The organism is Streptomyces sp. NTH33, assembly GCF_003236365.1.
In the GTDB taxonomy this organism is placed as follows: domain Bacteria; phylum Actinomycetota; class Actinomycetes; order Streptomycetales; family Streptomycetaceae; genus Streptomyces.
Map to the genome: position 1 here is coordinate 1 of NZ_POTZ01000031.1, position 11926 is coordinate 11926.

General features: G+C 67.1%; 6 protein-coding genes, 1 other RNA gene and 2 pseudogenes. 6 read left to right on the forward strand and 3 right to left on the reverse strand.

Annotated elements, in window-relative coordinates; translation table 11 throughout:
- Window positions 1-249: 249 nt before the first annotated feature.
- Window positions 250-336 (reverse strand): annotated as a pseudogene (locus C1I97_RS41110) (DUF4240 domain-containing protein); the annotation flags it as partial.
- Between the two features lie 476 nt (window positions 337-812).
- Here C1I97_RS41110 and C1I97_RS05340 point away from each other — a divergent pair.
- From C1I97_RS05340 to C1I97_RS05360, 5 genes are all read left to right on the forward strand, one after another.
- On the forward strand, window positions 813-1397 hold the full coding sequence (locus tag C1I97_RS05340) for a hypothetical protein (RefSeq protein ID WP_146608161.1): 585 nt from the start codon (window positions 813-815) through the stop codon (window positions 1395-1397).
- Between the two features lie 168 nt (window positions 1398-1565).
- Window positions 1566-2126, forward strand: a complete 561-nt coding sequence (locus C1I97_RS05345) for a SigE family RNA polymerase sigma factor (protein ID WP_111002066.1) — start codon at window positions 1566-1568, stop codon at window positions 2124-2126.
- A 257-nt stretch (window positions 2127-2383) separates the two neighbouring features.
- Complete coding sequence (locus C1I97_RS05350; protein WP_146608162.1) at window positions 2384-2797, forward strand: hypothetical protein; 414 nt, start codon at window positions 2384-2386, stop codon at window positions 2795-2797.
- Window positions 2798-3648: 851 nt separating this feature from the next.
- Window positions 3649-6960, forward strand: a complete 3312-nt coding sequence (locus tag C1I97_RS05355; protein ID WP_111002068.1) for a S8 family serine peptidase — start codon at window positions 3649-3651, stop codon at window positions 6958-6960.
- 770 nt (window positions 6961-7730) lie between these two features.
- Complete coding sequence (locus tag C1I97_RS05360) at window positions 7731-9809, forward strand: hypothetical protein (RefSeq protein ID WP_111002069.1); 2079 nt, start codon at window positions 7731-7733, stop codon at window positions 9807-9809.
- A gap of 358 nt (window positions 9810-10167) precedes the next feature.
- Here C1I97_RS05360 and rnpB read toward each other — a convergent pair.
- Both rnpB and C1I97_RS05370 read right to left on the reverse strand, forming a co-directional pair.
- An RNA gene (gene rnpB / locus C1I97_RS05365) (RNase P RNA component class A) lies at window positions 10168-10572 on the reverse strand.
- A 55-nt stretch (window positions 10573-10627) separates the two neighbouring features.
- The gene (locus C1I97_RS05370) at window positions 10628-11206 is read right to left on the reverse strand and encodes a Uma2 family endonuclease (RefSeq protein WP_111002083.1); all 579 of its coding nucleotides are present in this window, start codon (window positions 11204-11206) and stop codon (window positions 10628-10630) included.
- Window positions 11207-11332: 126 nt separating this feature from the next.
- On the opposite strand from C1I97_RS05370, the pseudogene C1I97_RS41115 reads away from it, so the two are divergent.
- Window positions 11333-11883, forward strand: a pseudogene (locus C1I97_RS41115) (hypothetical protein).
- The last annotated feature ends 43 nt before the right edge of the window (window positions 11884-11926 follow it).

Consider the following 11926-nt stretch of genomic DNA (forward strand, 5'->3'; position numbering starts at 1 on the left):
CACCTTCATCGTCGGCGTCCCGCACACCGGGCACGGCACCGCGACACCCCGGGTACGGGCCGTGACCACGACCGCGTCCCCGCCGTCCGTAACACCCTCGATCACCACCCCCGACAGCCCGGAAAACGCCGTGGCGACAAGCGAGTTGACATCCATCACAAGATCATGATCGCTGATGGCTACCCGCCGTCACCACCGACTACGGGCCAGACCCGTTAAATTGACACACCCCTGCGCCGCTTCGGGCCGGAGCCGTCCCTGGAAGCAGCCGAAGCCGTCGTCCGAGCATCCGCCGTTGACGACGTAGGCGGCGGCCCACAAAGGGTTTTGGTAGGAGAGTGGGGGCTGAGGCTTGATGACACCAAGGCATCGTCCTGGAGCGGGGATCACGTTCCGTTCACCGATGTGACGGGGATCGGCCCAGGCTGCCATGGCTCCTCGCTGTCGGACACGCCCTGCACGGTGGCGAAGTGGGCACTGCCACCTCCGATCATGCTGCTCTCCGGTGACGGCCACAGCCGGATCGGTCTCGGCTACGGGCCGACGGCGAGTACGAGCAGGAGTACCGGGCGAGCCTGGAGCACCCCGCAGACCGCTTGATCACACGATCGGGGACTCCATGAAACTCGGGGCGGTTCAATGGACCTGCCCTCGGCTTGCGTGAGGAGCGTCACATCTGCGGGCTGTGGGGCGCGAGCAGCGTTTGGCCGGGACGGTGCTGTCTGCAAGGTGGATGGGTCAGCTCGTCCGCCGCTGATCCCGATGGGACCTGGCGGTATCGGTCTGCTGCTGATGATGCGAAGGAGATCTTGATGACGTCCATGAGCTCGCGTAGGCGGAGGTTGTCGTTGCGTTCGGTCGTTGCTGTTGCCGGTGCCACCCTGATGGTGGCGGGCGGTGGTGCGGCGTTCGCGTCGGCCACCTCGGGGCACGCCGTGAAGGCGGCGCCCGCGCGCGCCATCGTGAAGGCGGCGCCGGGGGACGCACGGGTGGTGGCTTCGGGTGAGATGGTCGCGGTGGGCCGGGACAACACGGTGTGGCTGACCTCGCAGGGCCTGTTCCAGGGGACGTCGAAGTCCTCGGGCACGACCAAGGATTGGACGCTGAAGGTGGCCGACGTACCCAACGGGAAGGTCTCGGCCATCGTGGCCGGGGACTCCTCCGGCATGCTGTGGGCGGGCCTTTACCACGGCCCGGGCAAGCCGGACAAGGTCACGGTGAAGGTTGACGGCCGGACCATGGCGGCGAAGGTGATCACCCTGGCCGGCACCCCCGGCTGGGCCGCGTTCTACACCGCCGACACCCACGCCATCACCAAGGGGGCCCCGGCTCCGGTCATCACCGTCAAGTCCGCCGACGGCACTGTCCTCGCCGAGATGGCGAAGAAGGCATCCTGAGACGCTCCGCACCGCATCGCCGCCGCGCTCAGGGTGCGGCGGCGGCACCCACAGGCCTCGCACACCGGGCGCCTGAGCCGTTCTCTCGATGGCTCGGATGTTCGGTGGCGCGGCACAGCTGGTACTCCAAGCGGCCTAGCCGCACGCCGAACCCTGTCGAGGGCCGGATTGAACAGCGACACCGATGATGAGTTCCACGCCTTCATGGTCGGCCGGTGGCCGAGCCTGCTGCGCACTGCCTATCTGCTGACCGGCAGCCACCATGATGCCGAGGACCTGGCTCAGGCCGCACTCGCCCGCGCGTACGCGAAGTGGGACAAGGTACGGCACAGCGACGACATGGCCGCCTACGTCCGCAAGATCATGATCCATGTTCATGCGGACCGGTTCCGCAGACGGTCCGTCCGTGAATGGTTCACCCCGTGGCTTCCCGAGGCCCCGGTAGCCGACCCGACCGTTCAGGTGGAATACCGCAGCGTGCTTGCCGACGCGTTGGGAAGGCTGCCGATCCGGCAACGGTCCGCCCTGGTGCTCTGCTACTTCGAGGACATGACCCACGCCCAGGTCGCCGCGGTCCTGGGCACCAGGGAGAGCACCGTCCGCAGCCAGATCACCCGAGCGCTGGCCAAGCTCCGCCAGGACGGCGCACTGGCTGCCCTGACGGGCCGCCCCATCCCGGCTCGCACCGGGCTCACGGAACTCGCTGCACAGAACGGAACGATCCGATGAACCAGGACGAGGCCCTAGCCGCAGCCCTGCGCCGAATGACGTCAGACCTGCCGGTGGGATCGCCCCCGGTGGATGCGGTGATCCGCCGGGGACAGATCATGCGCCGACGCCGGCACACGGCCCGGTCCACGGCGCTGATCGCCGCGGTGCTCGTTCCTGTCACCGCGGCGGCGGCTTTCTCGCTGGGTTCGTTCGGCTTCTTCGATACCCCTGCGGTTCCCGCGGCGCCGGCAACGGCGCCGCGGGATGCACGGGTGGTGGCTTCGGGTGAGATGGTCGCGGTGGGCCGGGACAACACGGTGTGGCTGACCTCGCAGGGCCTGTTCCAGGGGACGTCGAAGTCCTCGGGCACGACCAAGGATTGGACGCTGAAGGTGGCCGACGTACCCAACGGGAAGGTCTCGGCCATCGTGGCCGGGGACTCCTCCGGCATGCTGTGGGCGGGCCTTTACCACGGCCCGGGCAAGCCGGACAAGGTCACGGTGAAGGTTGACGGCCGGACCATGGCGGCGAAGGTGATCACCCTGGCCGGCACCCCCGGCTGGGCCGCGTTCTACACCGCCGACACCCACGCCATCACCAAGGGGGCCCCGGCTCCGGTCATCACCGTCAAGTCCGCCGACGGCACTGTCCTCGCCGAGATGGCGAAGCTGACCGGCACCCAGGACTGACCCAGTGCCCGCTGCCCGGCGACCAGTCGTACCACTGCCCCCGTGCTCTTCCTCTGAGAGGCTGGTGTCAGAGGCTGCTGTCAAACTCCCGTTGGATCAGCTCGGGGCCTCTGGCACGGCCGCTGCCGTCGTCAAAGCCGTCTGCTTGGAGATCACCTGAGTGCCGCGACGCAGGCAGCATTCTCAGAACACCGGCAGACAGCAGAATTCGAGACCAGCCCCCGTGACCGTGCTTGTTGGCTCTACCGGCAGGCCCAGCCCGCAGACCCGTTGTCATCACCGGCTCCACCGGCCCGGCCATCGGCAGCGGCCTCGGCGACTGGAACCTTCTCCGCACCCGATGGAAACAGCTCAGCGCCCTGCAACCGAGGGTTGAGCAGGATCCGGCAGCAGGACGACGTCTCGGCATGAGGCGACCATCGCCCGTTGCCTCCCCGGCGCCCGCCGGTGCAAGGCGCTGCGGCGTCCAGGGCCGGGCCGACCCGCTGACCGGTCCGGACGGTGGGTACACCGCGCTTCCGCCGGCGCACCGGTAGCGATGAGCGCCGCGAGCACCGACGATGCCGGACGCCGCGGACTGGGCCATATCACTGACGGGTCCTCACATCACTTGTCAAGGCGGCCACATGGACATGCGGTGACACGAAGCAGCGTTGAGGGGGCTGGTGGCCGTCTGGAGGGTGGACGGGGCAGATCCCGTGCCCGCCTCTGCCGGATGCCCGCCTCTTGTTGCGTCGCGGGACGGTCGGCGAGGCGCAGCCGGCAGGAGAGTGGGGTCGCGGGGCGTGAGGCAAGAACCGCTTTCGCGTCTGTGCCGCCGCCGCTCTGCCTGCTCTTTGGGAAGGTCGTAGATGAGCAGAGAACACAGAGGCGGCAGGCTGCTGGCCGCCGCTTTGGCGGTGGCGATCGCAGCGGGCGTGGTGGGCAGCGCGGCCGCCTCCGGCGCGGAAACCCCGGCCGGCCCGCCCAGGGCCGAGGAACCGGTGTCGATGCGTACGGTCACGCTGGTGACCGGTGACCGGGTGCGGTTGAGTACGTTCGCCGGCGGCAAGGAGGGGGTGACCGTACAGCCGGGGCCGGGACGTGAGGGCGTCTCGTTCGCCTACCAGTCCCGTGGGGATTCGGTGACGGTCATACCCTCCGATGCGCTGGCCCTCCTGCAGCGCGGTTCCGTCGATGCCCGCCTGTTCGATGTGAAGGCGCTGACACGGATGGGATATGACGACCAGAAGCGTTCCACCCTGCAGCTGATCGTGCGGTACCAGGGCGGGCAGCCAGGCAGGAGCGCCCGCTCGGCGATGGCAAGCGCGGCGCCGGCGAAAGGCGTGCTGAAGAGCGTCAACGCCGACGTGGTCACCGCACGTAAGGCGAAAACGGCCGGGCTGTGGAAGATGATGACCCGGAAGAACGGCCGGTCTCGGGTCCTGGCGCCGGGGCTGTCCCGGATCTGGCTGGACGGCACGGTGAAGGCAGCGCTCGACAAGAGCGTCCCGCAGATCGGCGCCCCTGAGGCTTGGCAGGACGAGTTGACGGGCAAGGGCGTTTTGACGGCGGTGCTGGACACCGGCATCGACACCGCACACCCGGACCTGGCCGACGCGGTCGCGGACTCCAAGGACTTCACGGGCAGTCCCGACGGAGCAGTGGACGGAAACGGTCACGGCACCCATGTGGCGTCGATCATCACCGGCAACGGCAGTGCCTCCGGCGGCAGGTATGCCGGGGTGGCTCCGGACACTCGGCTGCTGGTCGGCAAGGTGCTCAACGACAAGGGCTACGGGACCGAGTCCCAGATCATCGCCGGTATGGAATGGGCGACTGGTCATGGCGCCCGAGTGGTCAACATGAGCCTGGGCGCGGGCCCGACCGACGGCACGGACCCGATGTCCCAGGCCGTGAACGGCCTCACCGCCTCCACCGGCGCGTTGTTCGTCATCGCGGCCGGCAACACAGGCGCGACGCGGGATGTCAGCAGTCCCGCCGCCGCGGACGCCGCGCTAGCGGTAGGAGCCGTCGACGCCGACGACCACCTCGCTGACTTCTCCAGCCGTGGCCCCAGGTTTGGCGACCAGGCCGTCAAGCCTGAGATCACCGCCCCCGGCGTCGGAGTCGTTGCGGCCCGGGCGGCCGGCACCGAGCGCGGCGACGTGGTCGACGAGAAATACACGCGGTTGAGCGGTACCTCGATGGCCACCCCGCACGTGGCAGGCGCGGCAGCCCTGCTGGCCGAGCAGCACCCCCGCTGGGGCGCCGAGCAGATCAAGGCAGCCTTGACCAGTACCGCCAAGTCCACCCCCGGCCTGGACGTGTTCGCTCAGGGAAGCGGTCGCGTCGACGTGGCCAGAGCCGTCCGCCAGCACGCGTACGCGGCCCCCGGCGCCCTGTCCGGTTACCTGAAGTGGCCGCACACCGCACCCGTCACCCGAACCGTCACCTACCACAATGACCGTGGCGAACCCCTCACCCTGAACCTGGCCGTCGACCTCGGCGGCAGTACCGAAGCGGGCAAGCTGGTCGCCCTTGAGGCGTCACAGGTCACGGTGCCCGCACATGGCGCTGCAGAGACCCGGTTGACCATTGACCCCGCCGAAGCCGGTCCCGGCACCTATAGCGGTGTCCTCACCGCCACAAGCGCCGACGGCGAGACCGTGGTCCGTACCGCCCTCGGCATCAACAACGAGCCCGAGGTGTACGACACGACGATCCGTGTCACTGACCGGGCCGGACAGAATCTGCCCGTCAGTGGGGTGAGGCTGCTCAACCTCGACACCGGCCAGGAATTCACGCCCCGCGTCGTGGGTGATGCGCTGGCCGCCCGGGTGCCCAAGGGCCGCTACAGCGTCGACGCCCTCATCTACACCTATGACGATGGCGAACTGCAGGACATCACCCTTGCCTCCCAGCCCGACTTGCAGGTCAGCGAAGACACGTCCGTCGCTTTCGACGCCCGTGCCGGCAAACCCGTCCGGGCCGGTGTGAACCACACGACTACCCAGGCGAACATCCGGTGGCTGGGCATCAACCAGACCGTCGCCGGCGCCATCGACGAGTTCCAGAGCCTCGCCTACGACCCTGGCGTCGAGCTGTACGCCGTGCCCACGGCGAAGGTGACCTCCCGCTCCTACACCTTCGTCCACCTCGCTACCCTGACCGCTCCCGCCACCACCGGTCAGGCCGAGGCTGTCTACAACCTCGCTCTGACCCGCAACGGCCGCATCCCCGGCAACACCGTCTTCCACGTCGACAGCGACGACCTGGCCCGCGTACACGCCCGCTACCACACCCAGGGCGACCCTGCCGCGGGCAGCCGGTCGAGTCTGGCCGCGCTCGACGGCAGCGACCGCGCCAGCGGCGGCTTCTACGATGTCAGCCTGCCCAGCGAACGCACCGAATACTTCACCCCCGCACGCCGGGTGCAGTGGCTCAGCCTGCTGGACACCGGCACCTCCTTCGAACAAGGTCCGCCCGCCCGCTACAAGGCAGGCAAGGACACCGTCGAGAACTGGAACAAGGCAGCCATCAGCCCCATTGCCGAGGCCTCACGCTGCGATGACTTCCTCTTCACGCCCATCTCCGTCTTTTCGCCTTCGGCTCCCGGTCACACCGCAGCCGCTTACGAATACACCGGCCAGGCCACCCTTCTGCGCGACGGCACCGAAATCGCCACCAGCGACGACCCCGCCTACGCCTTCTTCACCGGCCTGCCGTCCGAGACCGCCCGGTACACCCTCCGCCTGAAGGCCCACCGCGACACCCCCACCGTGGCACTGGCCACCCAGGTCGACGCCGAATGGACCTTCGCCTCCGCCCGTCCCGAAGGCAACTGCGAGGATCTCGCACCGGCAGCACTGCTCAACGTCCGCGTCAACGCCAACGTCGACCTGGACAACAGTGCCCCCGCCCACAAGCCGCTCCCGGTGACCGTCACCCTCGACCATGCCCACGGCATCCACCCGCGTGTCACAAAGTTCACTCTCGAAGCGACTTTCGACGACGGAGCCACCTGGCAACGGATCACGTCACACCGCAAGGACAGCACGTTGTCCGCCGTGATCCCGCCCGCCCCCAACGGCAACGGCTACGTCGGGCTCCGCACCACCGTCAGCGGCAAGCACGGCAACCACCTCAAGCAGACCGTCATCCGCGCCTACCGACAGCGCTGACCACACCCTGAAACGCCGGGATCCCGGTCGGACGGTGACCGTCCGACCGGGATCCCGTGAACCGTTCCGGGATGAACCTGGCATTCCCCTCGTAGCGTGGAGCCTTGACCAGAGGGGAAGTTGAGGATCATGCAGGAGGCCGCGGCCGCATAGCGGAGGACTCCACGATTACAGGGGATTGACAGAAGACGGGCCCCCTGCCAGCGAGCCTGGTTCAAAGCGGTCGTCCGTGTATCAACGAGCACCGCTCGCAGCGCAGACCGAAGTTCGGTGAGCTGGGCACGCCTCTGAAGATCTGCTACTTGTCGGTTCGCGTGATCGACTACCCGGACGGCCCCGTCGGAGCGGCGGACCCACTGTCGGGCGGAACGAGCTTGGGAGAGAGCGATGCCAGCCGCGACAAACGAAACGGCCAGACTTCCCGCCGCGATGATCGTCTCGCCGTCCAACGAGCTCACCCTTCTACGACCGGCCTCGCGATCCGAGTAACCTGACGCAGCAACAGGTTGCCCTGTCACCCGTACGGGCTTCCCTCAACAGAAGTTCGACCTGGAGAGGAAGAAGCGAAGGTGGCCGGGCCACGGGCTTGCGGTCCAGGACGGTGTGTGCGAGATGAGGAACTCCTCTTCAGATCGGCCGGTTCCAGAGGTAGGCGTGGGTACTTGTCTCATGCCTGGTGGGGGAGTACAGCCGACCTTGGGCGCATCCGATCGTCCGAGGCCAGTCGGCCCTGTCGATGATTCAGATTCAGCATTTGAGGGGGATACCGCATGCGCGAGATGATCTCGTTCGACCAGTTCCTGACGTCCCTGCCGGAGGGGAACTTCAAAGGGCGGCAGTTGACGGCGTTCCGCGTCTCGGAACCGAGGTCGACGTTTGTACCACCCAATCTGAGTGTGGTGGTCTCCAGCGAAGATCCGCTCATCACGCTGGTTTCGGCCCGGGGGGCGACGGGCAAGTCACGCCTGGCGGAAGAGGTGTCCGCGATCAAGCAGGTGCCCCTCTGGCTTCTGAACAAGGACAAGGCGGTCAGCGGCGACGCGCTTCGGACGCGACTGGGGGACTATACGGACACCAAGGACGGCCTCGAGAGGCTGTCAAGCGACCCGAACCCCTTCCTCCTGGTCGACGCGCTGGACGAGGCACGCATGAGGGTCTCCGGCGCATCCTGGCACGAATATGTACAGACGCTCTTCTCCGCCTCGGCACAGACCCACTCTCTTGTCCTCTTCGGCAGGGAGAGAGTCCTCGAAGACATCTGGGCCAAATCTGACAATCGTGTTAATTGGTTCGAAATCTCTCACTTCGACGAGGAGCAGCGAGCCAGGTACATCGACCTCTATGTGGGTAATGCCCGCACCGAAGAGCGTGAGGCATATGCGGCGACGCGCGACACAGTGCTCGCGGCCCTGTCAGGTGCCGTTGATGGCCAAAAGGAGGCGGACTCGTTCATCGGGTACGCACCCGTTCTCTATGCCGTCGCGCTGCTTCTGAGCAAGGGGAACCTCATAAACATCCGGGCCTCGTTCGAGTCCGAGGTGGGCAACACCCAGAGGATACGTGTACTCGGAAACATCATTGAGGAGTTGCTCAAGCGGGAGCAGGAGAAGACCACCAAGCTCGCGGAAGAGCTGGAGTTGCCTGCGGGGAAGATGTATCGGCCAGAGGAACAAGTCGATTGGCTGGCCCATCACCTGCTGGGTGCCGACGAGCCGGATCTGTCCTGGTGCAAGGACGAGTCCCTGCAGAGCCGATACTGTCGAAACATCAGAGAGTTCCTTGATGACCACCCATTCCGGTCGGAGGGTGAGTGGGCTAATCCGGTATTCTCGGCTTACATTGCCGCAGAGCGGTTTGACAAGGTCAAGACGGTGCCGCTTCAGGAGGTTGGCGCCGCCACCGGACTACTCTTCGAATTCCTGGCGGCGAAGAATTCGGAGATGCTCATCGACGAGTCCCAACTCGCAGCTCTCCACGCTTCGCTCGTCGCGTCCGAGCGGCACGACGTCGAAGTCTCCGTGAGCCTTGATGGTGGAGAACCCCTGGTAGGCCCCGGCGATGGGGAAGGGGTCGACATGGTGGCTGGCGAACTGTCCCTCTGGGAGAGCTCGGGCAACCGGAACAGCATCACGGTGGACGTTGTTCTCGGCAACTCGGGGGTCTTCGACCTCAAGGGGCCTCTGGCCTCGCTCTCGCTGGAGTTTCCGAACACGGTCACGGTCAATCCGAGTTCCGGATCTGCGACCTTCGGGCCGGACTGCTTCATCCGGTGCCGTCATCTCCAGATCTCGGGCGAGAGTATGCAGATTTCAATCGGCAAGAACACGGTGGGCGGACACCATCAGAAAGATGGGGTGGCGCAGAGCGGTGGCCCCGACGTCACTTTCGAACTCACCGGCGGACTGCTGGGCAACGCTCAACTCGTAGGCGAACCTACGGTGGACAGCTTCGAACTGCTGGTACCACCGACCGTTCGGATGGGGCATCCGTGGTTCCGGCATCAGAAGGATTTGGGCCTGAGAGAGGCAGAGCCCAACGAGAGGGCCGTCCGCTTCGTCAAGATGATGATGAACCTGATGCGTAACCACGGCCACAAGGGCACACCGGCGGTCTTCGACAAGAAGCTCGAAGGCCGGCAGTCGGTGAAAGGCCACGAGTTCAAGCGTGTCGTCGCACGGCTGCGAGCGGACGGCGTCGTTATGTATGAAGGCCCCATGATCCACCTGCTCAGCCCTTGGACGGAGCGCCGCTTCTCCGGCAAGGAACGGGCGGGTGTGCAGACCTTCGAGCACATGCGTGAGGTATGGCGACCGGTGGTCGATGCCATTCAGGAAGTTCTGGACGATTGAGCTGCTAGGAAACTCAGCGCCGGAGCACTGTGGAAGGTGCCCGGAGTCTGGCTCCGGGCACCCAAGACGCCAGGTTCAGGTCCGGGCTTGATCTGCTGCCGTCACCCAAGGCCACAGCGTCGGCCCGGGTCGAGTCCGCTCACCCTCCGTGACGCCGGAGCCCTGGAAGAGGCTGCGTCCGGCCTGGTCACCCTCACGAACCAAGATCATCCCCTGGGATTCCTCAGGGACTTTCAGCTTCGCCCGAGAGACTTCTCCAGGGACTTTTCGCTGCGTAAGACGGCACGGGCGCGACAGCCCTGAAAGACGCATCACCGCAGGTCAAATGTCCTCTGGGAAGCAAAGCCGCAGGTAGCGGCAGACGAGTCGGGCTGTACGCCGGGTTCTGTTCCCCGGGTTCCTCGCGGAGCCCGGGGCGACGGCCATCCATCTAGGACCGGCGTTGCCGCCGGCCTCGTGCGGTCCACCCGCGGACTCGGGCGGGCAGCCCTGATGCGTCCGCGCAGAGCACGCCTTGCGGCGGCTCCTTTTGACCTTGCTCCGGGTGGGGTTTACCTAGCTGCCCAGGTCACCCTGGGCACTGGTGGTCTCTTACACCACCGTTTCACCCTTACCGGGAGCCGAAGCCCCCGGCGGTCTGTTTTCTGTGGCACTGTCCCGCGGGTCACCCCGGGTGGCCGTTAGCCATCACCCTGCCCTGTGGAGCCCGGACGTTCCTCGGGAAGCCCCCGGAAGGGCTCCACGCGGCCGTCCGCCCGGCTCGTCTGCCGTGTGGACCATGGTACCGGGCGCGTCGGCCGGTCCCGTCCGGGTTCCGGTCAGAGAAAGTCCGTGGTGTCCAACTCGAAGGCGAAGGGCTCAGGGATCGTGAGGGGCTTGCCGAACGGGCGGGTGCAGAGCTCTGGGTAGTCGTCGTTCTCCGGCTCGCTGAACAGCGTCACGGATGAGGCTTCCCGGTCGACGAGCAGGTAGAGAGGGATGCCGGCACGGGCGTAGCAACGGCGTTTGGCCTCGCGGTCGGCCCTGGGCTTGGTCGACGTCACCTCGAGCACCATGGCCACACCGTCGCAGGGCATCCAGGAGTCGGCACCCCGGTAGAGGCGCAGCTTCGTAGGCGCGAAGGTGCCGTCCGGAATCACGTGGTCCTTCGGGCAGCCGCCCCCGCTCCTCAGCCTCAAGCCCTTGTTCCCGGAGAAGTCCATGTCGGTTCGGGACCGACGGATCACCTGCTTCATGATCAGACTGATGTAGTCCTCGTGGTCCCCGTCCGGCGGCGGTGTCACGACGATCTCCCCCTCGATCAGTTCGGCCCGGAATCCCTCCGGGGTGTCGAGGGACAGGAAGATCTCCAGCAGGCCCTCGGCCGGCGTGATGGGCTCATGAGCCACAGCAGTCATGTCACCCCCCTCCTTCGGTCGCTCGCCAGACTCGGACATCCCAAGATCACCTGTCCATGAGATCGGGAACCGTTCCCTCGATCGTGGCACACGATCGCGACCCCCGTCAGGCGCCGGACCGTTCGCTTGACCCTCACGTGGCGTCAACGTCGGGTGGCGCGCCGTACGCACGGCGCCCGTGGCGGTGGACGGGCCTTCGGGTACGCGCGCGGTCAGGGGCCGGTCATGGCCGGGCTGGCGTTCGTCTGCGTGATCGAGACGCTGTTGATGTCCGTACTGCTGCGGAACCGGCCCACCGCGCACGCGGTGGTGCTGTTCCTGGACGTGTACACGGTCGTCCTCGTCTCGCCCTGCACGCGGCGTCGGTGGTCCGCCCGCACGTGCTCGGCGCGGACGGGCTGCGCGTACGGTACGGCGTCCACGTCGACCTGCGCGTTTCGCTGGAGCGGATCGCGTCCGTGCGCCGGGAGCTGCGCACGACGCACGAGCGGGCCGACGGCGAGCTGAACGTCCCCGTCGCCTCCCGGACCTCGCTCACCCTGGAGCTGACCGCCCCCGTCGAGCACGTCACCCTTCTCGGCGGGCGCCGGCCGGTGCGGGTCGTACGCCTCCATGCCAAGGACGCCGGCGCGCTGGTGAGCGCCCTCACCGCCCCCACGCGGGCGCGGGCGGAGTAGGGCGGAGGCGCCCGGACGGCACGCCGTACGCTGGCGCGGAGCT

Coding starts and splice junctions, on each gene's coding strand:
- C1I97_RS05340 (WP_146608161.1), top strand. CDS start 813: ATGACGTCCATGAGCTCGCGTAGGCGGAGGTTGTCGTTGCGTTCGGTC.
- C1I97_RS05355 (WP_111002068.1), top strand. CDS start 3,649: ATGAGCAGAGAACACAGAGGCGGCAGGCTGCTGGCCGCCGCTTTGGCG.
- C1I97_RS05360 (WP_111002069.1), top strand. CDS start 7,731: ATGCGCGAGATGATCTCGTTCGACCAGTTCCTGACGTCCCTGCCGGAG.
- C1I97_RS05370 (WP_111002083.1), bottom strand. CDS start 11,206: ATGACTGCTGTGGCTCATGAGCCCATCACGCCGGCCGAGGGCCTGCTG.